Here is a 25,051-nt window from a genome sequence, read left to right as displayed (position 1 = left end):
AACAGTCATATACGCTAAAAATTAGTCTTTAAATTCTGTGTCATAAAAGTGCGTTGCATCATATATTAACTCATCGAGTTTTGTGTTTTCAAGAACGACTCGTGACTCGGTCCAATCTAAATAATTCACAAAATCTTCAACTGCAATCTGGCGGTATTGAGAAACCGTATCTATATTAAAGTAGAGTCTCCCTGTACGTCTTACAAAAAAATCTGCAAGACTATTAGTCATCTCATAATAGACACTGTACCATAATTCTGCGCGTAACAGACGATCATTAGCATCTTGATTTCTAAAATAGTTTATTTTGTTTTTAATTAGGTCCGCTTGCTTTCCGTAGGTAGTGGTTAAATACCAAGCTTTATACTCTGCATCATCAATACCTATAACATTTAGCGTATCGGCTAATTTTTTCTGATAGTTTGCAACCTCTTTAGAATTGCGCATCGCATACGAAGTGAGTGCTATATGCTCTGTTCTCGATTCTTCAAACTTCTCTGAGTATTTGTCTTTAAGCTGCTTAAGTACGGTATCGCTAACCCGTTTTGCCATTTTACGATATCCGGTTAACTTTCCGCCGGCTATTGAAATTAAACCACTTTTGCTTATAAATGTCTCGTCTTTTCTTGACAATTCTGAAGGATCTTTTTCATCTTCGTGAATAAGTGGGCGTAATCCTGCCCAACTGGATTGAATATCAGACTCCTCCAAATGTATTTCTGGAAATGTTTGATTAACTGCATCTAGCAAATAATTAATGTCTGCTTGTGTAGCCACAACCCGATCTAAACTCCCCGAATAGTTAGTGTCTGTAGTTCCTACATAGGTGGTTTTACCACGAGGGATAGCAAATATCATTCTGCCATCTGGCACATCAAAATAAAGTGACTGGTGTACCGGCAGCTTTTCTTTTGCAAAAACAAGATGCACCCCTTTAGTAAGATGCAGGTGTTTATTATTCATAGACTCATCCTTTACCCTTAGTTTATCAACCCAGGGTCCGGCTGCAGAAACAAATGTTCTACCGTCAACTTCAAATAAATTTGAGGTGTTGTGATCTTTACATGTTACACTGGTGATTTTGCCTTTATGATCGTAGACAAAGTCAATCATCTCTGTATAATTGAGACAAATCGCACCAAAATCTGCTGCTTTTTTAATGAGCTCTATTGTAAGCCGGGCATCATCTGTTCTATACTCAGCATAATACCCACCTCCCAGCAATGTAGATTCGTCAAGCATAGGTTCACGTGCAATAGTCTCTTCTTTAGTAAGCATACGCCGTTTGTCATCACCTTCTACATTTGCCAGTAAATCATAAACTTTTAACCCCAGTGAAGTCAAAATCTTACCATACTGCCCACCTTCAATAAGGGGCAGGAGCATTTTTTCTGGGATTACTAGGTGTGGAGCTAATTTATGCACTATGGCGCGCTCTGTTCCCGATTCTTTTACGAGACCTATTTCCATTTGTTTCAGATAGCGTAACCCGCCGTGAACCAACTTTGTACTTTTATTGCTAGTTCCTGAAGCAAAATCATTTTTTTCAATTAAACAAACGCTCATTCCTCGCGTTGCTGCGTCTAGTGCGATACCTGCACCGGTAACACCTCCGCCTATAATTACAACATCAAACTTTTTAGATTTTGCTTTTTTGATATAGCGCTTACGGTCTATAATACTAAAACGTAGCGGGGCCTTCTCTTTCTCAATAGTTTCGGCGTAGCCAGAACGTGTACGTGCTACAGCCAGTTCCCAACCTTCTTTTTTATGGTTACGCGTACGCACATCCATATTTGGCTCAAAAATAGTATCTACATTACGCACTGAAGCAATGTCCTTTTTTGTCCAGATTCCGGCTTTAATTCCCGCCAGAAAAGCAGCTCCCATTGCAGTAACTTCAAGCATTTTAGGGCGATCTACATTTGTATCCAGGATATCTGCCTGAAACTGCATTAGGTAATTATTTACACAGGCACCGCCATCAACTTTTAATTCTTTAAGCTGTTTGCCACTATCTTCTATCATTGCATTAAGAAGATCGCTTACCTGATAGGCCATAGCCTCTATTGTAGCTTTTATAAGCTCTTTTTTACCGGTATTAAATGTTAATCCCTGTATACTCCCTTTTGCATCACTATCCCAGTAAGGAGCTCCCATCCCATTAAATGCAGGCACAAAAAATAAATCTTTAAGTGGCGGAATACTTTTACAGATCGCTTCAGTTTCTAAAGCATTATCTATTAGTCCTACTGCATCGCGCAACCACTGTACTGATGCGCCGCCTACGAAAACACTTCCCTCAAGAGCATATTTGTGCGGTTCGTTTTCCAGCGTACAGCACAATGTTGTTATTAAGCCGTTTTTAGAGAACGAAGGCTTCTTACCCGTATTGAGTAACATAAAACAACCCGTACCATAGGTACTTTTTGCCATACCAGACTTGTAACCTCCTTGTCCAAAAAGTGCTGCCTGTTGATCACCTGCTACTCCGTAAATAGGAAAAGAGTGTTCCTTAAATTTTAACGTACCAAAGTCTGAAGAGGAAGCCTGAACCTGCGGAAGCATACTGCGCGGTATATCTAAGGCCTCTAACAGCTCTTCATCCCAATCGAGGTTTTTAATATTGAAAAGCATCGTACGGCTGGCATTGGTATGATCTGTAAGGTGTTTACCCGTGAATTTATAAATCAACCAACTATCAACAGTACCAAAAAGCAAATCACCGGCATCTGCACGTGCCCGCGCACCTTCAACATTATCTAAAATCCATTTTATCTTGGTTGCTGAAAAATAACTATCTATAACCAGACCCGTATTTTTTAAAATATACCGCGCAAGATCCTGTTCGCGCAGCATTTCGCAAATAGATTCGGTACGCTTATCGAGCCAGACGATGGCATTATATACAGGTTCTCCCGTATGTTTATCCCAAACGACTGTGGTCTCTCTTTGGTTTGTAATTCCTATTGCTTTTATTGCATCTAAAGGCACATTTGCCTTAGAAAAAACCTCTTCAAAAGCAGCTTTCTGATCATTATATAAATCTAATGGATCGTGCTCAACCCACCCCGATTGTGGGTAGTATTGTTTAAGTTCCTTCTGAGAAATCGCAACCTCAATACCCTCACGATCAAATAAAATTGCCCGTGTGCTTGTGGTGCCCTGGTCAAATGCTATTATATAAGAATCACTCATAGTAAAATTTATAACGTATTTGATGCTCGTAAACGGCATTAGGTTTTAATACCGTAGTAGGAAAATTCTCGTGGTTAGGCGTATCTGGAAAATGCTGAGGTTCTAAACACAACGCCACCGAAGGTCCTTTTAAGGAAACTCCCTTACCTTTAAAATTTGTCATCCCGTTTGCACTGTAAAATTGCAAGCCGGGTTGTGTACAATGTAAATGCAATTGTAGCTTTTTATCAGAATTCATTAAGATAGCTGCGGGTTGCTGACCTCGATTTTGATTTAAAACATAATTGTGGTCATAGCCCCCTTCAATAGCCGCAATCGCTTCTTTTAAATGGGTTTCTTTTTGTAAATCAAAGGCTGTATTTGCCAAAGCTCTTAGTTCTCCCGAAGGAACATTCGCTGGTGTTTTTGGCAAATAATGGGACGCATTAATTTTTAGATGATGGTTTTTAATAGAATCGCTATCCCCTGCTTCAAGGTTAAAATACTCGTGCCGGGTTAAATTTACAATCGTTTCTTTATCTGTTTTTGCTTCAAAACGCATTACCAGTTCATTATCTTCCTGAAGCTTAACAAAAAACTGTGTTTTCAGATTTCCGGGAAATCCCTCCTCACCATCAATGCTCGTGTAACTAAAAACCACCTCATCGCCAAGATTCTCAACTTCCCAAAGCTTTTTTCCGAAGGATTCAAAACCACCATGCAATTGATTATTACCCTCATTAGCAGAAAGCGACACTTTTTTACCATCTATGGCAACCGCTCCAAGCGCTATACGATTTGCATTACGCCCCACAAGTTGACCTATAAACGAAGTGTCTTCTTCGTACGATTTTAGATCTTCAAAACCCAGAACAACATCTTTAAAAGAACCGGTATTTGTAGGAACAATTAATTTTTGAAGTATCGCTCCATAAGAGAGAAAGTGTGCCTCCATGCCAGAAGCATTTTTTAACTGTATACTTAAGACAGCGCGACCGTCTTGTGTTTTATCAAAAGGTTGTATTGTAATCAACAGATATTATTTTATAAGGATAAATATATAAAAATGTATTGCCACAATAAGTCTTCAGGATAAGTTTAAATTGGTTCCTGTTACTGCTCTAATAAAGCTTTTGTTCTATACTTGCGTCCTTTTTAAACCAATCTTTCCTTTTCTTCGTAAGTTTTTGTAATAAAATTAGTCTCATACGCTACCTAAATTCCAGAATGTCTACTCTAAAAATTACCTTATTTCTGCTCCTGACTCCTGTTTTATTTTTTGGTCAGAAAAAATCTATAGATAAGTTGTTACAAACTTACAATTCACAAAGTGTACCTTATATTTCTGTACAAGAATTGAAGATGAAATCAGACACCTATGTAATTCTAGACACTCGAAAAAAAGAGGAGTTTGAGGTGAGCCATCTACCTCAAGCAATTTGGGTGGGTGAAAAACCTCAAAAAGAGTTGCTTAAAGATTATATAAACTCAAAAAAATCTATGGTTGTTTATTGTACGGTGGGTATACGCAGTGAAGATTATGGTGAGATACTCAATAAAGAAATGCAAGGTAAAATCTATAATCTCTACGGAGGAATTTTTGCATGGAAAGATGCCGGTTACGATTTAAAAGATTCAAATAACAAACCAACCATTAAGGTTCATACTTTTTCAAAAAATTGGGAAGATTATTTAAAAACAGGCATTGCTGTTCATTAATTTTGAAGACAATCAACTAACAAACATGAATGGGCTTACTTAGCAAAAAAGATACTGACGAAAACAAAGACTTCGAGGCAGAATTTCATTTCCCCACATCAGACCGTGCCTTATTAATTTTTACTCGTAATCCAGAGCTTGGCAAGGTTAAAACACGCCTGGCTGGCGGCGTAGGTGATGAAGCTGCTTTAGAGATTTATAAATTTTTATTAGCGCACACCGTCTCAATAACAACTGGTTTAACTGCAGACAAACAGGTCTTTTATTCTGAAAAAATACGTTCCGGAGATTTTTGGGATGATGATAAATTCACTAAAAAGCTGCAACACGGTAAAGACTTAGGCGAGCGTATGAATAAGGCTTTCGCCCAAGCGTTTAGAGCAGGCTATAAAAAAGTAATTATTATAGGCAGCGATATGTATGATCTCTCTCAACAAGATCTGGAAAAAGCATTTGCTCTGCTTGATGATCACGACTTTGTAGTAGGCCCTGCAGAAGACGGCGGTTATTATTTACTCGGAATGACCTTCTTAAAACCTGAACTTTTTCAGGATAAAACCTGGGGTACCGAAACTGTTCTTAAAGACACGCTTGCAGATTTAAAAGAAGAATCTTTTATATTGCTGCCTACTCGTAATGATGTAGATTATTACGAAGATATTAAAGGTATTGAAGCATTTTTCCCATTTTTACCACAACACTTGAAATAATATTTAAAATGAAAAAATTTATAGAAGAGTCTGCGCAGTTTTTAAAAAGTCGCGGATTTGAAGCTCCGGAAGTGGGCATAATTTTAGGAACTGGTCTTGGCCAGTTTGTAGATCAGGTTGACATTATAAGTTCAGTAAGTTATAATCATATACCAAATTTCCCCACTGCTACTGTAGAATTTCATACCGGAAAACTCATTTACGGTACACTAGGCGGTAAAAAGGTAATCGTTATGCAGGGCCGTTTTCATATTTACGAGGGTTATACGCTAAGAGATGTGAGCTATCCTGTACGCGTGATGAAAGAACTGGGTATTCAGAAATTATTAATTAGTAATGCGGCAGGAGCTATAAACCTCAACTATAAAAAAGGAGAGATTATGCTCATCGAAGACCACATCAACCTGCAAGGTGGTTCGCCTTTAGCCTTTAAAGGTGTAGAGCAATTGGGTTCTCGTTTTACAGATATGAGCGCACCTTATGATGCTGAAATGATCAAAATCCTGAAAGAAACAGCCGCAGAAAAAGGGATTACCCTTCACGAAGGCGTTTATGTTTCGGTAGTGGGACCTCAGTTGGAGACTCGCGCCGAGTATCGCTATCTTAAAATTATAGGCGCAGATACTGTAGGGATGAGTACTGTTCCCGAAGTAATTGTCGCCAACCATCTGGATCTGCCGGTCGCAGCGCTTTCAGTTATTACAGATGAATGTGATCCTGAAAATCTGCAGCCCGTAGAAATCGCGGATATTATGGCAGCTGCCGCGAAAGCAGAACCTGATATGGTTACCCTTTTCACAAAACTTATAGAAAAATTGTAATCCGCAAAGCGGAATCTAATTAATTAGAAATAAAGCGACTAACAGTAAAACCCTCGCTGGTTTATCCTCGAGGGTTTTATATTTTTATTCGGTTTTAAAACCAAAAGCTAACAAATACCGTAACTACTGTGTAGTTACAAAATTAATAACTCAAAATCACGATTACAATGGCAGCTAACAATTATTACGATCCCGCAGATCTTAGAAAATTTGGTAAAATCACCGAATGGAGCGAGGAACTGGGCACTAAATTTTTTGATTACTACGGAAAAGTGTTTGAAGAAGGTGCACTTACCGCCCGTGAGAAAGCATTGATCGCTCTTGCCGTTGCACACACCGAACAGTGCCCCTATTGTATAGATGCTTATACTAAAGATACGCTGCAACGTGGGGTTACTAAAGAACAAATGATGGAAGCCATTCACGTAGGTGCTGCAATTAAAAGCGGCGCAACCCTCGTACATGGTACAATGATGATGAATAAAGTGAATAAGCTAGAAATGTAGTTGTTAGACTTAATTTCTATCAACTATATACTATATTAGTCCCTGCTGAAAAAGAAAAACCTCTATGTCTGTTACCAAAACAAAAAAATCATTACATAAACGCCATGATGATCTGGCTCAAGCCAATAAACAACTTGAGATTTTATCAGGTGGTATTTTTGCTGATGGTGAACTCCCTACTTTTGCTGAAAAAATAAAGGAAACCAATAAGTTTCCGCTTCGACCTAAAAAGTTAGAAATCCTACAGATCAACGTGGGTTACATGTGCAACCAGGTGTGTGAGCACTGCCACGTAGATGCCGGTCCCGATCGTAAAGAAATTATGACCTGGGAAACGATGGAACAGTGTCTTGAAGTGATTAAAAATACAGGAGCACATACCCTCGATTTAACCGGTGGTGCGCCTGAAATGAATCCGCATTTTAGACGATTTGTCGAAGAAGCCAGCAAAGCCGGAATCAAAGATTTTATCGTGCGCAGTAATTTGACGATTATTCGCGCGAATAAAAAATACTACGATTTACCTGAGTTTTTCAAAAAGCACAACGTACACGTAGTAAGCTCGATGCCGCACTGGACGCGCGGTAAAACCGATAAGCAACGTGGTGAAGGTGTTTTTGACCTTTCAATTAAAGCATTGCAAGATTTAAATGCAGTAGGTTACGGGATGCCAGATAGCGATTTACGTCTGGATCTGGTTTACAATCCTAATGGCGCATATCTCCCTTCTGATCAGGCCGGGATGGAGAAAGATTTCAAAAAAGCATTGTACGAGGATTTCAATATTCAGTTTCATAACCTTTTTGCGATCACCAATTTACCTATCGCCCGTTTTCTAGATTATTTGATTGCTTCAGAAAACTATGAAGATTATATGTATCAATTAGTTGAAGCGTATAACCCTGCAGCTGTTGAAAATGTGATGTGTACCAATACCATTTCCATAAGCTGGGACGGCTGGTTATACGATTGCGATTTTAACCAGATGCTCGACTTAAAAGTTAACAGTAAAGTGAAGCACATTTCAGATTACAATGAAGATTTGCTTAACGATCGTAATATCATCATTTCGCAACATTGCTATGGTTGTACTGCCGGTGCCGGAAGTAGCTGCCAGGGAACTGTTGCTTAATATTTAAGACCATAGACCAGAAAACTGCCATAATACTATTTGCGCGCTCTGCGCAGCAAGATGCAAAGCAAAAACGCTTCCGTAATGGAGTGCAGGTTTTTGACGCGCTCAATAAGCACGCAGTTAAAACGCTCAAAAAAACAGGACTTCCTTATTTTATTTATTCGGAAGAAAAACAAATTGGTTCTAATTTTGGCGAGCGTTTCACCTATGCGATTCAGGAAATCTACGCCTTAGGTTTTGAGAATATCATCACCATTGGTAATGACAGTCCGCATCTTACGGCAAACCATATTCTTGAAGCCAGTCAACACCTGAAAGAAAATCCCATTGTTCTAGGACCTTCAGCAGATGGTGGTTTTTACCTGATGGGATTGAAGAAATCACGTTTCAACCCTGATTCCTTTTTAAAATTACCCTGGCAAACCGAAGCATTAACCTCAAGTATCTTAAGGCTCGTTCACGCTAAAAAAATAGAAGCGATTCTGCTTGACACGCTTCAGGATCTCGATTCTGTAGCAGATATTGAGACATTGCTTCAGTCTCAAAAAACGTTACATTACACGATAAGTCAACTGCTTTTAAATGCTCTTGAAAAATCATTCAACTTACCTTTATTTCAGCCTTTTTGGGTTGAAACCTTTCACGCACGTACCTACTTCAATAAGGGATCACCGGTTTTAATTTCCGCATAAATCCATTTCGCTTTTGCGATCCTATGCCACTGTACCGGCAGTTATTAATTATTCCAAAAACAAAAAATGAAAAACCTCTATTTGGGGCTTATGCTTATGCTATGCGCGTGGGCACAAGGCCAAACTATAATTAAAGGAACCGTCACTACTGCTGTTGACGGCACTACCATCCCATTTGTAAATGTTATTGCTGTAAATGCAGACGCCGCTACAATTACAGATGAAGACGGAAATTACAGCATTACGATACCCGAAAAAACCACACAACTTCGCTTCTCGGCGATAGGGTTTATCACACAAACCGAAACGGTAAACGGGCGTTCTCAAATCAATGTCATTCTTCAGGAATCGACTACTGATCTTGATGAAGTAGTGATTACTGCCTTAGGTCTGGAACGCGAAACCAAAGAACTGGGCTACGTGGTACAAACCATTCAGGCTGAACAAGTATCTGAGGTAAAAGCGCCTAACTTTTTAGACAACCTGGCCGGTAAGCTTGCAGGGGTTACCATTTCGCAAGGTGCAACAGGCGTGGGCTCCTCCTCTAAAATTACCATTCGTGGGGAAGCTTCTTTTTCCAATAACAATCCGTTGTTTATTGTAGATGGAACTCCTATCAACAACAACACCGTGTTTAACGATACCAATGAAGCCGCTGCCGGATTTCAGGAAATTGATTTTGGTAACGGCGCAATGGAAGTAAACCCGGATGATATCGCTTCGGTAAGTGTTCTTAAAGGCCCTAGTGCCGCGGCACTTTACGGGACTCGTGCTTCAAACGGAGTAATTATTATTGAAACTAAAAACGGAAGCAAAAGCAAAGGACTGGGAATTAGCATCAATACTTCAGTTTTTGTAGACACGCCATTTAAACTTCCTGAATTTCAAAATAAATACGGGCAGGGAAACTCTGGTCAGTTTGCGTTTGTAAACGGTCTGGGCGGCGGCGTTAATGACCTTATCTCCTATTCCTGGGGACCTCGTCTTGATCAGGGAACACTAATCCCACAGTTTGATTCTCCAGTAACCTTACCTGACGGAAGCGTGGTACGTGGTGGAGACACTTCATTATACAGCGGGTTACCGATTACTCCAACGCCGTTTAACTCACATCCCGATAATCTTAAAGATTTTTACGAGACCGGCGTTACCACAATTAACAATGTGGCTATCGGTAGTAGTTTTAATAAAGGAAACTACCGCATTTCATTTACCGATTTACGCAGTGAATCTATCATTCCCGGAGTGAATCTGGATCGTCAAACGGTGGCTACCAAGCTTAATTTTAAACCCACAGACAAGACCACTTTTAATACTTCGATTAGCTATGTGAACTCAAGCAGTGACAACCGCCCGTCTAATGGCTACGGTAGTGAAAACGTAAATTACTCACTGGTTGCCTGGGGACCGCGTTCTTTAGACATGAACAGCCTGCGCAACTACTGGCAGCCGGGTCTTGAAGGCGTGCAGCAGTACTCCTTTAACTACACCTATTTTGACAACCCGTTTTTCATTATGTATGAAAACCGAAACTCCTTCAATCGCGATCGTGTTTTTGGGAATATGTCGATCAAGCATAATTTCACAGACAATTTGAGTTTAGCAGTGCGCACCGGGATGGATTATTCTTCGGAAACCCGCCAATTGCGCAGAGCTTTTAGTTCTAACCGTTTTAAAAATGGAGGTTACGCAGAGCACGACGTATTTTACCGCGAAATCAACACTGATTTTCTATTGAATTACAACAAGATTATCGGTGATGTTTCTTTAGATGTTTCTTTAGGCGGAAACCGTCTGGATCAAAAAGCTTCAACCAAACAATCACAAACGGTGAACCTCGCACAACCGGGTATTTTCAACCTGAATAATGCTGCTTCCCCTATCGATGTGTTTCAGTTTGAATCCAATAAACGCATCAATTCCTTTTATGGAATCGCAAAACTGGGCTACAAAGATTACTTGTTTTTAGACATTACCGGCCGTAACGACTGGTCGAGTGCCTTAGCCACTCCATTTTCAGTAGACGGGACTTCGTTCTTTTATCCTTCAGCATCAGCGAGTTTTATTCTTTCTGAAGTCGCTCAATTACCGGAAACATTCTCGTACGTTCAACTTCGCGCGAGTGTGGCTCAGGTAGGTAACGATACACAGGCTTACCAGACTTCGGGAGCATTTATTTCACAAACGCCTTACGCAGGACAGCCTACCTTCAGCAATCAAAATTTTATCCCTAATGCCAATTTAAAACCGGAGCAAACGACTTCGTACGAAGTGGGTGCAGATATTCGGTTTTTAAAAGATCGTATCAAACTGGATGCGACCTATTACAATGCCCTGACACGAGATCAAATTATCTCATTGCCTATCGCTATTTCTTCCGGTTACAACCAGCAAGTGGTAAATGGCGGAGAAGTATGCACGCAGGGAGTAGAACTTATTCTTGCTGCAACACCGCTTTTAACTTCAGAATTTAAATGGAATACTACCTTCAACTTCAGCACGAGTACTTCAAGGGTAGAAAGTCTTCCACAGTCTGATGGGCGTTTAACATTAGCCTACAGCCGTATTTATGACAGTGCCAACCAGACCGTTTGGTTTCAGGTAGAAGAAGGCGGGCAAATAGGCGACATCTACGGCACGGGGTATCGTAAAACAGATGACGGCCAGTTTATCTTAACTGCAAACGGAAGCTACATTGCAGACAATACGCTCCAGAAAATAGGGAATTACACACCCGACTTTATGCTGGGCTGGAACAACAATTTCACCTACAAAAACTGGAACCTCAGCTTCCTATTTGACTGGCGACAAGGCGGCGAACTCGTTTCCCGTACGCGTGCTTTAGGAACGGTAGGTGGTCAACTTGCAGAAACTGCAAACCGCCCTGAAGAAGGCATTGTACCTCAAGGTGTGGTAAATACGGGAACAGCAGACAATCCGCAATATGTACCTAATACAACAGCAGTTTCCGCAGAAACCTATTACAGACAATTTTACGATCGTAACCACGAAGAAAATAACGTGTATGACGCTTCTTTTCTAAAACTGCGTCAGTTTTCGGTAGGATATACTTTTAAACTCAAAGACGGTTTTCTAGGCCTTTCTAAAGGAATGGATCTTGATATCGCTTTAGTAGGACGTAACCTTTTTGCGATTTCTGAAATTCCGCATTTTGACCCGGAGCAACTTGCCGTGCAAGGCACCGGTTTTGTGAGCGGTGTCGAAGATATGAGTTATGCGACAACCAGAAGCATCGGCCTTAAAGCAGGATTTAATTTCTAAGAGCCTTAAAGGCTATCTAAACGTTTAAAAGATGAAAAACACACTCTATAAAATTCTAATCCTAAGTCTGGGACTTTTCACAGCCTGTACAGCAGATTTTGAAGAAAAAAACACCAATCCCAATGCACCGGTTACCGTGCAACCCAGTCTCTTATTGAGACAGGTGATCTACGATTTTGGAGAGCAAATGAGTTACGAAGGTTTTGCTGCCGGTGATTTACTATCACAACACCGCACCGCATTAGACTTTAACTTGTTTGACCGCCACGCACTCAAATCACCACAGCTGGGTGGAAATCCTTGGCCGGTTTTTTATACTAATCTGCGCGATAACGAACTTTTATTAAAACAGGCGCAAAGCAACGAGACCTTTAAAGTTTATGAAGGTCCGGCATTGATTTTAAAAGCCTATATGGCTCAAGGGCTTACCGATCTTTTTGGTGATGTTCCGTATTTCGAAGCCTTTAATGGGATTGATGGTACCGTAACGGCTCCTTACGATGCTCAGGAAGCTATTTATCTTGCCGAAGGTGGGATTCTGGACAATTTGGATAAGGGAATTTTAGCATTAAACACTTACACGGGAGCAGTCGCTCTGGAAGGCGATCTTTTATTTTCCGGAAATCTGGATAAATGGGTTCTATTTGCAAACTCGCTAAAGCTGAAGGCTTTGATGCGTATTTCTAGTAAAGAGGATGTAGCCTCACAAATCGCAGCGATTTTTTCTGAAGGAAACTACATCAAAACCAATGCAGACAATGCGACTTTTGATTTTACAAACAGTGCTCCTAATAGTTTTCGCTTTGCGCAACTGCGTGCAGGAGATTTTAACAACTTCGTGCTTTCTGAAACCATGGAAGAAATCTTAACCGATTTAAATGACGATCGTATCGGGGTGTTTTTTAGACCGTTTGCAAACTCAACTACCGGAACCTTTAACGGACTAATCAATGGAATCAACGCTTCACAAACCTCTATTGAACCGGCGAACTATTCCCGTGCAGGAACCCTTTTTAAAGAAAACACTTCAGAATTGAATGCCAATTTTATGACGAGTTGGGAAACGCAGTTTATTCTGGCAGAAGCTGCAGCTAAAAACTACATCACGGCAGATGCAGCCACTTTATACAATACCGGTGTACAGCAAGCTTTTGAGTATTGGTTGACCGATTTACCGGCAGACTATTTAACCGGACCGGCTGCTTATAATGCTGCGGGGACGACTCCGCTGCAGCAAATAAGCACTCAAAAATGGATCGCCAATATTATAAATGGATACGAAGGCTGGGTAGAATGGAGACGTACCGGTTTCCCTGCTTTTAAACCGGTTGCCGCAAGTCTCAATGACGGTTTGATTCCTGTACGTATGCCATATCCCGCAGAGGAAGAAGCTTTAAATGCAGATAATTACAATAGCGCCGCTCAAGCCACTAATGGGAACAGTCTGGACGTAGCCGTCTGGTGGGATGAATAGAACTTTGAATAAAAAATAAACAAATTGAATATTGAAATCTGGCAATGGGGATTAATCATCGTATCAAGTTTGATACTGTTTTTCCTGTCCCCATTGGCAAAAACAACAGACGACTTTTTTAAAGCTACGCATCGCAAAAAAGCACCTAATGTGTTTATGCTAACGGGAAGCCTTATTATCTCCTGGATTTTTGCCAAGAGTATCACCAATGCAGCCAATCTGGGATTGGAGTTTGGTATTGTAGGCGGTGTCGCCTATGCTGCCTATTACCTCTCTTTTGCAATCGCAGGTATTCTTATTTACTCTATACGCACCCGGGGCGGATATACAAGTTTACATGATTTTTTCACTTCGCGCTTTGGCAAAAATGCTATGCGCGTGTTTTCCATTTTAATCGCTATAAGGCTTTTTAACGAAGTCTGGAGCAACACAATGGTAATAGGGAGTTATTTTGGAGATATAGGCAGCACGCCCTATTACGCTTCGATAATCGTATTCACATTGCTTACTCTGGCATACTCGTTAAAAGGGGGATTGAGTAGTTCAATTTTTACAGATGTAATTCAAATGGGGTTATTCAGCATCTTGCTCTTTGTGATTTTATCGAGTATCTATTCAACTACAAATTTTACAGTTGCTGAAACCGTAAACAGCGGTGTATGGAGTTTTGATATGGGTTTAAATTTACTTTTTGCTGCCCTGTTGCAATCCTTCAGTTATCCCTTTCACGATCCCGTTTTAACAGACCGTGCTTTTTTAAGTTCGCCAAAAGTGACCCTAAGAAGTTTTCTTCTGGCAAGCGTTTTAGGCGGAGCCTGCATCATTCTTTTTAGTGTTATTGGTGTTTATGCCCAGGCTATGGGAATGCAGGGTCAGGCAGCAGTAGAAGTGGGTAAAGCTTTTGGTACGGTTATTTTGCTGATTATCAATTTCATAATGATCACTTCGGCGGCTTCTACCTTAGACTCTACGTTTTCGTCATTTTCTAAATTGGCAGCGATTGATTTAAAACTGGGCGAAAGCATTTCGGTTGGTAGGATTGCCATGTGCGTTCTGGTGGTTTTAGGAACCATTCCGATATTTCTGGATGCTGAAATTTTATCGGCGACCACCATATCCGGAACCATGGTTATTGGCCTCACTCCTATTTTCTTTTTCTGGAAATTACCTGCACCTAAAATCAGTTTCTACCTCAGTATTTTCTGTGGAATTGCCTTTGGCTTTTTATTGATTTTTAACCTCATCCCAAAATCGTGGATTTTAACCACCGGCCCTTATGCCGATTTGCTTTGGGTTAATATCTGGGGCATATTTTCGTGTTTAATTTTATATATGATTCCGGCATGGATAAAACTGTGGTAAATCAGCTTAGGTCAAGCCATCAAGGCACTCAAAGGAAACAGCCTTTGACTTCGGAGCAAGCCTCTGAGCATTCAAATCTCGATTATAGCGTAAATCTGGGTTCGCTAAGCGGAAAAGTGCTGCTTTTTGGTGGTGTATACAGCAATCTTCAGGCTTTGGAAAAACTGAAGCAAATTGCTGAATCTCAAAATATCGCACCAGAGAATTGCATTTGTACCGGCGATATCGTGGGCTATTGCGCACAGCCGGAAGAAGTTGTGCAGCTTTTTAAAATTTGGGGCGCTCACAGTATTTTAGGCAACGTAGAAATTCAATTGCGGGATGGTGCCGAAGATTGCGGCTGCGACTTCAGAAAAGGTTCGCGCTGTGATGGCTTCTCCCAAATGTGGTTTCCGTATGCGCAAAGTAAACTCAGTAAAAATTCACTCGATTATATTGCAACGCTGCCCAATCATATTGATTTCCGCTTTGCGAAAAAAGATATTACCGTTGTTCACGGCGATTTTTTTAATGTATCAGAATTCGTTTACAAATCAACCGACTGGAAACTCAAGCAAGCAAATTTTGAAACTACTCAGGCCGATGTGATTATTGCAGGGCATTGCGGGTTGCCTTTTCATCATGAAAACGAGGATAAGCTTTGGCTGAATCCCGGAGTGATCGGGATGCCGGCAAACGATGGTACTCCTAATGTTTGGTATGCGACTTTAGAAGAGCATAATGGGGAGTTGAGCTTTTCGCATCATACGATGAATTACAACTTCAAGCTGGCAAATGCCAAAATGCAAAATGACTTTTTACCGCAGGAATATGCGCGTACATTAATTACAGGAATATGGGACAACACCGAAATTCTGCCTCCTTATGAAAGTGGTTTGCAGGGTTTCGGTATTCAATTATAAAGATTTTAACCCGGCGACGGCTTAAGCTGTTTCCATAAAAAAAACATGTACCTATGAGCTATTTAGAAACTACCAAAAATGTGTATCGTGATGCTGCACTTACGCCTGATGTAGGCTTGTGCTGTACCACAAACCCAATCTGGGAATTACCGGGTTTAAAAATTCCAAAAATCATGCAGGAGATGAATTACGGCTGCGGAAGCACGGTAAATGCTCGTGATCTCACTAACAATCCGCGTATTTTATACGTAGGTGCCGGCGGCGGAATGGAGCTGCTACAATTCGCCTATTTCTCGCGTCAAAAAAGCGGCGTTATTGGTGTGGATATTGTAGATGAAATGCTGGAAGCTTCTCGCAAAAATTTTATCGAGGCAGAAGCGGTAAATCCCTGGTTTAAAAGTGAGTTTGTAGATCTCAAAAAAGGAGATGCATTGAGCCTTCCGGTTGAAGATAACAGTATTGACGTAGCAGCTCAAAACTGCCTGTTCAATATTTTTAAGGCGGAAGATTTAAAGAAAGCTATTGCTGAAATGTACCGTGTTTTAAAACCACAAGGTAGATTGGTGATGAGCGATCCTACTTGTGAGCAGCAAATGAACGAGACCTTGCGTGAAGACGAGCGCCTGCGGGCACTTTGCCTCAGCGGAAGTTTACCTATTAAAGAATATGTAAAAGCATTAACTGATGCCGGTTTTGGTACTATTGAAATTCGTGCCCGTAAACCTTATCGTATTCTGGATCCGAAAAATTATCCTACAGACGAACTCATTTATATCGAATCTATTGAGGTAGCTGCCATCAAAGATCCTATGCCTGAAGATGGCCCGTGTATCTTTACCGGAAAAGCCGCGATTTATTACGGTTCTGAAAATCATTTTGATGACAAAAAAGGACACGTGCTAGTTAAAAATCAGCCATTGGCGGTTTGTGATAAGACTGCAGGTGCACTGGCTTCTTTAGGTCGTGATGATATTTTTATTAGTGAAAGCACGTTTCATTACGATGGTGGTGGATGCTGCTAACCGGCTAGCAGCCAGAGGCAAATAATAAAAAGCCCCGCATTGCGGGGCTTTTTATTATTTAAGTGAATTTAAAACATCCCCTATAAATGCACGTATCCCTTTTGAGGATTGGAGCATATAATATGTTCCAGCTATTTTTTCATCCTCGGAAATATACTTATCAGTTTTCAATATACCTCCTTCAACAGTTTGTAAATCCACTATTTTAATAGAAGAATAAAAGTGCTGGTTACTTAGGTGAACATATCCACTACCTGCATAATAAACTTGTTTTACCCATTTAAAGTTTGGTATATCCATTAAAAGATTAACCAATTTAGTGTCTGTTAATCTTTCTTTTGCCTTTTTACTATACCGCATCTTTCTTATCATATCTCCTCTCCTAACATTCCGTGCAAAAGTTTCAACATCATATTCCGATTGAATAGATGCAAAAATTCGCAAAAGACTGTCCAAATTCAATCTTACTAAAGGTGCTGCCGCTATGAAATTTTGGTCCTTTAATAAAGTTAAATAACCTCTATTAAGGTTTATAGTTCTATTCAAAACAGAATGACAAAAAAAAGTATACTCTGTCGCTCCAATTGATTCAGCCAAAATCTTACCTAAAGCTATTATCTTAGAATCCTCACCTGACAATTGAATAATTAAATCATCTAATTTTTCCGACATTTGTAAATCCTAAGTGACCAAACCTATTTCCCATTATACCCAAAACGACGCAATTCACGCTCGCTGCTTCTCCAGTTTTTGTTGACTTTTACATACAATTCCATATGTACTTTTTTTCCGAAGAAAACCTCCAGGTCTTTACGCGCTTCAATACCTACACGCTTTAAGGCTGCACCTTTATGGCCTATGATGATACCTTTCTGGCTCTCGCGCTCTACCATAATAATGCTACGCATTCTAATGATGTTGTCTTCTTCAAAAAACTCTTCGGTATCTATTTCTACTGAATAGGGAATCTCCTTTTTGTAATGCATTAAAATCTTCTCGCGTATGATTTCATTAACGAAGAAACGCTCTGGCTTGTCGGTTAAGGCATCTTTAGGATAGAAAGGTGGTGATACCGGTAAAGCTTCTAATATGCGATTAAAAACCTCAGCTACTCCAAAGTTCTCTAAAGCCGAAATTGCAAAAATCTCTGCATTAGGCACCTGTTCTTTCCAATGGGTACGACTTGCTTCAAGAAGCTCTTCATTTCCCTGATCAATCTTATTAATCAACAATAAAACCGGGATCTCTGTATTTCTTATCTTATTGAAAAAAGCCTCATCTTTCAATTCTTTTTCACCCAACTCAACCATGTAAATTAATACATCTGCGTCTTCAAATGCCGACTTTACAAAAGCCATCATCGAAGCCTGCAGCTCATAAGCTGGTTTAATAATACCCGGAGTATCACTTAAAATCGCTTGAAAATCTTCCCCGTTTACAATACCTAAAATACGATGACGCGTAGTTTGTGCCTTTGAAGTAATAATAGAAAGACGCTCCCCTACAAGAGCGTTCATTAACGTAGATTTCCCCACGTTAGGGTTACCTATAATATTTACAAAACCGGCCTTATGCGATTTTGGTTCTTGTGATTCTGGTGCTAACGGATTGTTATTTTGAGATTCCAAACGTATGGTATTTTGAGGTTTTAAGCTGCAAAGATACGTTTAAAAAATTAGCGTTTGAGTTTTACGTTTAAGCGGAAATCCCTAAAGCCCTTCGTACTATTGAAATATTAGTCGGCCGGTATAGGTTTCTTCTACCTCAACAGTAGGTGGGCGATTTACTGAGATGAGATCGCCGGTACTCAATACTTTTCCGCGTAGCGATTGTATAGGATTTACAATAACTTTATTTGTACCGCGGTGGTAGATATTGAGGTTCTGTATTCTAAATTCTGGACCTTCAAAACGAATGTCACCTTCTAAAAATTCAATATTCGCAGTCTCGGCTGCGCCTGAAATATAAAAATTACTAAGTCCGTTTGCGCTGATATTTAATTCTCCCACATTAAGTTGTAATCTAAAATCTCCGTCTTTGTGGTAGAAATCTTCTTCCTCACCGTCATTACTTATTAAGGTCAATGAAGGATACGTGAGTATACCATCGCTTTGCACTTCATATCCTGAAGCATTGCGTATTTGCTCGATATTAGGAGAAGTCACATACACCTGACTGATGTTAAAATCCCGAACTAGATTACAGCCATTATTATCTAAAACTGTTAAAATACCGTCTGTAACGCTTACTTCAATGTCATTCAATAAATTTTCACCAGTAGCAACCTCCACTTTTTGAACCGGCCCCTCTTTAAGAATAAGCTGCAAACGCTCTTCAACAATAATTGAAGTAAAGTCGCTTACTGTAAATTCCTTTTTAATGCGCTCACCTTCCGCCTGAATACAATTGAGTCCCTTTTCAGAGTTACAGGAAAGTGCAAAAAGACAGATGAGAGATAGGTATAGAACGTTTTTCAAAGCCAAAAAATCTTATGAATAATTAGATGGCAAATTAAGCTTTAAAAAGTAGTAGATAATGCGATTTAACCAAAATTCTACATCCATCAAGCGCCTTTTCAAAAGTGATGCACTTACTTCTCTTCACTGTCGTCTGCCATAAAAATCTCCCTATTTAAACTGGTAACGCGTTCTTTAGCTAGTTTTAATGTAGAATCATATTTAGCATACTTTGAAGAGTCGTATTTCTTGACAAAATCTTCGTAGAGTTTTAAAACTGCACGTTTGTCTTCGTAATAATTATCGGCTACAATCGCTCTCGTATATTCTGCATTTTTATTATCTGGATTTTCTTTAAGAGAATGACTAACATATTTCATCGCATTCGCCCAGTCTTTTTTCATCTCATACGTACGCGATAACGTATAATATTCTTCATCTAGCGGCTGATCTTTATATAGAATAGCAAAAAGCCCATGCATTTCTGCGGCTTTTAAATCTTCAATATAATTATACAACCTGGCTAATGTTGCGTGAAGGTGTGCATCTTCAGGTGAAAACTTTAAGGCTTCGAGATAGTTCTTAATTGCCAACTCATACATTCTATCTTTAAAATACGCGTTACCTAATTTTTCACGAATAAACTGTGTATTCTGTCCCAGAGAAATTAACTTTTCAAACCAGGTAATTGTCTCTTCATTCCACCCTTTATAATAATAGCTTTGAGCCAGTGTGCCGATGATTTCTACATTAGTCGGGTAACTTTCCAGAGCTTTAAAAGCTATTTTTTCTACCATTCTAAAATCTTTTCGCTTCAGATAAAAGGTAGCCAGTTCTGAAAGTGCTTTTTGATGGGTGCTGTCAAGTGCAACTGCTTTTTGGTAATCTTTCAGGTAAGGGAAAAGGGTCATAGTTCTTTCTTCCGTAGAATCTAAAGCGTTTAACGTTATATCTCTGGGCATATTCTCGCTTGCACGCCCACGCTGGTAATAAAATTCAGGATTGGTTTTATATACTGAAATCAATTTAGTAAAAACACTATCTGCTTCTTTAAACTTACCTTTAGTAATGAGTAATTTACCATACTCATTCATTGCTATAACTTCATCTGTACTACTCGCAGCTTTTACATAATTAATTAATGCATCGTCAAGTGTACCTTTTGCCTGGTGCGCACGTGCTAATTTTAAATAAACAGATTCTTCTTTAGAAGGAATACGTTCATAATTTTCAATAGCCGCGCTGTAATTTCCTACTGCATACAAACTGTCTGCAACGGCCAAAGCCGAAACTTCCTGAGCTTCGGCCTGGCTGGCAATAATTAAAAAAATAAATAGATAAAATCTGCTCATTGATACTTATAAAGTTGAATTACTGCACCTGAAATACAATGGGTAGTGAATACAATACATTTACAGACTCACCACGTTGCTTGCCCGGAGTCATATGAGGTAAAAGATTTATTACACGTTTTGCTTCTTCTTCAAGTTTAGGATGAGGCCCTCGAGAAGCTACATCTATAATATTACCTTTCTGATCAATTTTAAAGCGTACGTAAATTCGGTTTACGCCGGTAAGACCTAATTCTTTTCCTAATTTTATGTTGAAATTCTTATTTACAAAATGAGCAACCTGACCAGACATACACGCCTTTCTCTCTTTATTAGTTAAGCCTTCACAACCGGGAAACGTAGGAACCTCATCAATAACTGCAAAAGGAATGTCGTTGATAACCTCTTGATTTTGACTTTCTAACACTTCAACACCTTCACCTACAGGAATTTCGTTTAGCGCTATTGCTTCCGTAACACCTTCCACCACTTGAACATCTCCATCATATTTAGCTTCAATTTCTTTTAAAAGATTATATGTATTTTCATCAATATCCTCTTTAGCATATAAAGTGATTTTTGCCTTTTTTGATACATCTCCCTCTATTTTGATATCAGCAGTATCATTATTAAGTTCATTATCATCAGTACATCCAACATAAGTAAGGATCCCGGCGATGAGCGGAAGTACGAGTAGATACTTCCATTTTGCATTGTTTCTTGATTTTTTTTGTAACATAACGATTCGTTTTTTGATTAATGAATGATTGAAAAATGTATTGATGAATGAAATATGTTGCGTACCAAAAGCGGTATTGAGCAACTGATTGTAATAGGATTTGATTTCGGTTTTTTTAGTGGCGTGGGCATCGGCGATGAACTCGTGCAATTCGGCTACTTTATGTTGATAGATATATACCAGTGGATTAAACCAGAACACTACCCGCAAGATTTCAAATAAGAAGAGGTCTACCCCGTGTTTGTGCTTTAAATGCACTTCTTCATGTGCAAGAATGTGGGCTTTAGCTTCCGCAGCAATTTTATCACCTAGAAATATGGTTCCCAGAAAGGTAAATGCTGCATCGCTATTAGGAATGGTGATCACATTACCATCAGATTTTCTTTTAAAGCGGAAATACCTCTTGATCTCCTGATATTTTCTGAACAAGATTCCTGCACTAAAAAGTGCTCCGGCAGCGTAGATAAGGATACTTATAAACGCCCAATCTATTCCCGTTTCTACTGCATATGACTGATTATTTTGAATGGGTTGCCTACCAATAAACACTTCGGGGAGCATTTGCAGATTTTCGCGTAGCGGAATTTGATTCTGAAACAGTTCAAACTGCATGAATGGCAAAGCAAAAGCAACTAATGCTGTACTTATCAAATAAGCGCGATTGACATTAAAAAACGTTTCTTTACGCAACCAAAGTTGATACACTGCAATAAACAATGTCTGAAATACAATAACCTCAAGTATATATCGTATCATAATTAGTCGTCTTTATTAATTTCCTTTAAAATAGCTTCGAGTTCACCTGCACTCATTTCTTTTTTCTTGACGAAAAACGAAACCATGCTTTTAAAGCTTCCGTTAAAATAATCGTTTACCATTTTTGACATCGAAGCACTACTGTACTCAGATTTGGCTACCAGCGGAAAATAAATATGACCTCTACCCTGCTTTTTAAATCCTACAAACTCTTTAGTTTCTAGAATGCGTACAATGGTAGAAACTGTATTATATGCCGGCTTAGGCTCTGGCATTTCATCAATTATTGCTGCAACGTTACTTTCTTTAAGATCCCAAAGGATCTGCATTACTTCTTCTTCTGCCTTGGTTAATTGTTTCATAATAAGTATCTAATTAGGGATTAGTAGTTGTTGAACACTTCAAATATAACTAATTATTTAGTTAAACTAACAAATTAGTTATATATATTTAAAAAAAGTTTATCCAAGCCGATTTAATATCAGCTTAGATCTGTTAAAAGAGCGTATTAAATTTATTTTATGCGGAAACAGAAATACTTACCACATAACCTTCTGAATTGCGCACATTAAAAACAGTACCGTCTTCAAATAGTAAGTATTGCCCTTTAATACCCTTGAGTTTCCCTTGATACTCTGAAGTTTTCTCGAGGTTGAGACTTTTAAGTTTTGTAGGGTATTGCAATACCGGAAATTCTATATGCGTCTCTTGATTGTTCTCTAGATAATACTCTAGCGCTTCTGAAGGTATATATTGTTTTAAACTATTACGCTTAGCGACAAGATCTTCATCTTCAATCTCATTCTTTAGCATTTTACGCCAGTTGGTTTTATCTGCGATATACTCCTTTAAGGCAACTTCAGTAATGCCGGCAAGATAGCGGTTAGGCACTTCTACGATTTCAATTGCTTCGTGTGCTCCCTGATCAATCCATCGGGTAGGCACCTGCGATTTACGGGTTACCCCTACTTTGATATTGCTTGAGTTTGCGAGGTAAACAATATGGGGTTGCAATTGCACTTTTTTCTCGTAATCAAGATCACGATCTTCTTCATCTAGATGTGCTTTGCTCAATTCTGGGCGCATTATCCAGTCTGCAGCCTGAGGTACTTTATAAAAATCATCATAGCAATATCCCTGTCGATAAATCTTTTTATTTTTCCCACATGCCAAACATTGATACTTTAAAAATTCTATACGTATTTCCTTGTCTAAGAGCTGATTTACATGAATAAAATCATCTTCAAAAACTAAATAATATTGAATAGGTTTATCAAGTTCGGTTTGCATTTTTGTGAGGACTCCTTGATATTGCATAAAAATAATCTTACTTGATTTGTTTGAGTTAAAAAAAACTTAATTTTAGTCGCGCTTTTCGCTAATTACAAAGAATGAGTGCTCAAATATACTAACAAATGCCCATACCTTTAGTCAATTCTATCGCCAGCTGGTTTCTCAAAAAACGCATCCACCAGATGGAATTGTTTCTCAAATATCCTCACGATGTTCAGCTTGAACTATTACATAAATTGATTCAAAAAGCCCGGAACACCGAAATAGGAAAACAATATGGCTTTAAAGATATACGCTCGTATGCAGATTTTGCAGAGCAGGTACCTGTGCGTAATTATGAAGGAGTTCAGGAGCTTATAGAACGCGGTCGCAAAGGTGAAAATAATATTTTCTGGCCCTCGCCTGTTAAGTTATTTGCACAAAGTAGCGGTACTACAAACGCAAAAAGTAAGTACATCCCGGTAAGCCCAGAGTCTCTTGAGGACTGCCATTATGCTGCCAGTAAAGATTTGTTGTGTGTATACCTCAACAACAATCCCGATTCAAAATTATTTACAGGGAAAAGTTTACGATTAGGAGGCAGCAAACGCCTATATGAGAGCAACGGCACGTCATATGGCGACCTTTCTGCAATACTTATAGACAATATGCCCTTCTGGGCAGAATTTAGCAGTACTCCCGGCAATGAAGTTTCTTTAATGAGTGACTGGGAAGTAAAGATGCAAGCCATCGTACAAGAAACTATTGAAGAAAAAGTAACCAGCCTCGCAGGTGTACCCTCCTGGATGCTGGTATTGCTAAATAATATTTTAGAAACTACAGGTAAAAATCAGCTGATGGAAATTTGGCCAGACCTGGAAGTTTATTTTCATGGTGGGGTAAGTTTTGAACCCTATAGACAACAGTATCACAAGCTCTTTCCCAATCCTAATTTTAAATATTACGAGATTTATAATGCTTCGGAAGGATTTTTTGCGCTTCAGGATCAAAATGATTCTAATGATTTACTGCTTATGCTTGACTACGGTATTTTCTACGAGTTTATACCTATGAATCAATACGGTCTGGCAGGTGAAAAAATCATACCGCTTTCTGAAGTTGAAGTAGGTAAAAACTATGCGATTGTTATTACTACAAATTCGGGTTTATGGCGTTATAAAGTGGGCGATACGGTACGTTTTACTTCGGTTAACCCCTATAGAATACGCGTGAGTGGGCGCACTAAACATCATATTAATGCGTTTGGAGAAGAGTTAATCATTGAGAACGCAGAAATGGCTTTGAAGAAAGCAACCGCATTAACACAATCTGAAATTATAGATTATACCGCAGCCCCAATATTTATGATTGATAAAGAAAAAGGAGCTCACGAGTGGTTTATAGAATTTAAAGTTGAACCAAAAGATAAGGATCAATTTAACCGCATTTTTGACGTCGCTCTTCAGGAAATTAATAGTGATTATGAGGCAAAACGCAAAAACAACATGACTCTTAATCCACCCACTATACATTATGCTCGTACAAATCTTTTTTACGATTGGCTTAAGTCTAAAAATAAATTAGGAGGTCAACATAAAATACCCCGGTTAAGCAACACCAGAGAGTTTGTTGACGAACTCTTAACGCTAAACACTTCCTCCTATCATCATTAAGTTAATAGGCCATTACTTTTAA

General features: G+C 39.2%; 21 protein-coding genes. 12 read left to right on the top strand and 9 right to left on the bottom strand.

Features of this window, described 5'->3' with window-relative positions; all coding sequences use genetic code 11:
- Positions 1–21: 21 nt before the first annotated feature.
- Positions 22–3,198, bottom strand: a complete 3,177-nt coding sequence (gene glpK / locus P164_RS16945) for a glycerol kinase GlpK (protein WP_035900187.1) — start codon at positions 3,196–3,198, stop codon at positions 22–24.
- Positions 3,191–4,210 (bottom strand): aldose epimerase family protein, encoded by a 1,020-nt coding sequence (locus P164_RS16940; protein ID WP_051621391.1) that lies wholly within the window; start codon positions 4,208–4,210, stop codon positions 3,191–3,193. The genes glpK and P164_RS16940 overlap by 8 nt, the downstream gene beginning before the upstream one ends.
- 194 nt (positions 4,211–4,404) lie before the next feature.
- Here P164_RS16940 and P164_RS16935 point away from each other — a divergent pair, with 194 nt between their 5' ends.
- The 11 genes from P164_RS16935 (at position 4,405) to arsM (ending at position 16,802) form a co-directional block, all read left to right on the top strand.
- The gene (locus P164_RS16935) at positions 4,405–4,896 is read left to right on the top strand and encodes a rhodanese-like domain-containing protein (RefSeq protein WP_028377510.1); all 492 of its coding nucleotides are present in this window, start codon (positions 4,405–4,407) and stop codon (positions 4,894–4,896) included.
- 29 nt (positions 4,897–4,925) lie between these two features.
- Positions 4,926–5,606, top strand: coding sequence for a TIGR04282 family arsenosugar biosynthesis glycosyltransferase (locus P164_RS16930; RefSeq protein ID WP_028377509.1), 681 nt, complete (start codon positions 4,926–4,928; stop codon positions 5,604–5,606).
- 8 nt (positions 5,607–5,614) lie between these two features.
- On the top strand, positions 5,615–6,427 hold the full coding sequence (locus P164_RS16925) for a purine-nucleoside phosphorylase (RefSeq protein ID WP_028377508.1): 813 nt from the start codon (positions 5,615–5,617) through the stop codon (positions 6,425–6,427).
- Positions 6,428–6,594: 167 nt separating this feature from the next.
- Positions 6,595–6,933, top strand: coding sequence for an arsenosugar biosynthesis-associated peroxidase-like protein (locus P164_RS16920; protein ID WP_028377507.1), 339 nt, complete (start codon positions 6,595–6,597; stop codon positions 6,931–6,933).
- A 64-nt stretch (positions 6,934–6,997) separates the two neighbouring features.
- Positions 6,998–8,065 carry an arsenosugar biosynthesis radical SAM (seleno)protein ArsS gene (gene arsS, locus P164_RS16915; protein WP_028377506.1) on the top strand — a complete coding sequence of 356 codons (1,068 nt, stop codon included), beginning with the start codon at positions 6,998–7,000 and terminating at the stop codon, positions 8,063–8,065.
- An 89-nt stretch (positions 8,066–8,154) separates the two neighbouring features.
- Positions 8,155–8,760 carry a DUF2064 domain-containing protein gene (locus P164_RS16910; protein ID WP_051621390.1) on the top strand — a complete coding sequence of 202 codons (606 nt, stop codon included), beginning with the start codon at positions 8,155–8,157 and terminating at the stop codon, positions 8,758–8,760.
- A gap of 66 nt (positions 8,761–8,826) precedes the next feature.
- Positions 8,827–12,042: a SusC/RagA family TonB-linked outer membrane protein gene (locus P164_RS16905; protein ID WP_028377504.1), complete on the top strand. Its 3,216-nt coding sequence runs from the start codon at positions 8,827–8,829 to the stop codon at positions 12,040–12,042.
- A 31-nt stretch (positions 12,043–12,073) separates the two neighbouring features.
- Positions 12,074–13,516: a SusD/RagB family nutrient-binding outer membrane lipoprotein gene (locus tag P164_RS16900; protein ID WP_028377503.1), complete on the top strand. Its 1,443-nt coding sequence runs from the start codon at positions 12,074–12,076 to the stop codon at positions 13,514–13,516.
- 24 nt (positions 13,517–13,540) lie between these two features.
- On the top strand, positions 13,541–14,878 hold the full coding sequence (locus P164_RS16895) for a sodium:solute symporter (RefSeq protein ID WP_028377502.1): 1,338 nt from the start codon (positions 13,541–13,543) through the stop codon (positions 14,876–14,878).
- Positions 14,860–15,780: a metallophosphoesterase family protein gene (locus P164_RS16890; RefSeq protein WP_081817396.1), complete on the top strand. Its 921-nt coding sequence runs from the start codon at positions 14,860–14,862 to the stop codon at positions 15,778–15,780. Before P164_RS16895 ends, P164_RS16890 begins: the two co-directional genes overlap by 19 nt.
- 53 nt (positions 15,781–15,833) lie before the next feature.
- Positions 15,834–16,802, top strand: a complete 969-nt coding sequence (gene arsM / locus P164_RS16885; RefSeq protein ID WP_028377500.1) for an arsenosugar biosynthesis arsenite methyltransferase ArsM — start codon at positions 15,834–15,836, stop codon at positions 16,800–16,802.
- Between the two features lie 54 nt (positions 16,803–16,856).
- On the opposite strand, the gene P164_RS16880 is transcribed toward arsM, so the two are convergent.
- The 7 genes from P164_RS16880 to P164_RS16850 form a co-directional block, all read right to left on the bottom strand.
- Positions 16,857–17,474, bottom strand: a complete 618-nt coding sequence (locus P164_RS16880; RefSeq protein ID WP_028377499.1) for a hypothetical protein — start codon at positions 17,472–17,474, stop codon at positions 16,857–16,859.
- A gap of 23 nt (positions 17,475–17,497) precedes the next feature.
- Positions 17,498–18,430: a GTPase Era gene (era, locus tag P164_RS16875; RefSeq protein ID WP_051621389.1), complete on the bottom strand. Its 933-nt coding sequence runs from the start codon at positions 18,428–18,430 to the stop codon at positions 17,498–17,500.
- A gap of 96 nt (positions 18,431–18,526) precedes the next feature.
- On the bottom strand, positions 18,527–19,279 hold the full coding sequence (locus P164_RS16870) for a head GIN domain-containing protein (protein ID WP_028377497.1): 753 nt from the start codon (positions 19,277–19,279) through the stop codon (positions 18,527–18,529).
- Between the two features lie 113 nt (positions 19,280–19,392).
- A complete protein-coding gene (locus P164_RS16865; RefSeq protein ID WP_028377496.1) occupies positions 19,393–20,610 on the bottom strand; it encodes a tetratricopeptide repeat protein in 1,218 nt (405 codons plus the stop codon).
- A gap of 19 nt (positions 20,611–20,629) precedes the next feature.
- Entirely contained in the window at positions 20,630–22,084 is a 1,455-nt protein-coding gene (locus P164_RS16860; RefSeq protein WP_028377495.1) for a M56 family metallopeptidase, read from the bottom strand.
- A 2-nt stretch (positions 22,085–22,086) separates the two neighbouring features.
- The gene (locus P164_RS16855) at positions 22,087–22,446 is read right to left on the bottom strand and encodes a BlaI/MecI/CopY family transcriptional regulator (protein WP_028377494.1); all 360 of its coding nucleotides are present in this window, start codon (positions 22,444–22,446) and stop codon (positions 22,087–22,089) included.
- 157 nt (positions 22,447–22,603) lie between these two features.
- Positions 22,604–23,401, bottom strand: coding sequence for a DUF2797 domain-containing protein (locus tag P164_RS16850; protein ID WP_028377493.1), 798 nt, complete (start codon positions 23,399–23,401; stop codon positions 22,604–22,606).
- A 98-nt stretch (positions 23,402–23,499) separates the two neighbouring features.
- Here P164_RS16850 and P164_RS16845 point away from each other — a divergent pair, with 98 nt between their 5' ends.
- Positions 23,500–25,029: a GH3 auxin-responsive promoter family protein gene (locus P164_RS16845; protein ID WP_028377492.1), complete on the top strand. Its 1,530-nt coding sequence runs from the start codon at positions 23,500–23,502 to the stop codon at positions 25,027–25,029.
- The last annotated feature ends 22 nt before the right edge of the window (positions 25,030–25,051 follow it).

It is taken from the genome of Leeuwenhoekiella sp. MAR_2009_132, from assembly GCF_000687915.1.
Classification (GTDB): domain Bacteria; phylum Bacteroidota; class Bacteroidia; order Flavobacteriales; family Flavobacteriaceae; genus Leeuwenhoekiella.
The sequence above is the reverse complement of the archived record's forward strand: the minus strand, read 5'-3'. Positions and strand labels throughout refer to the sequence as shown.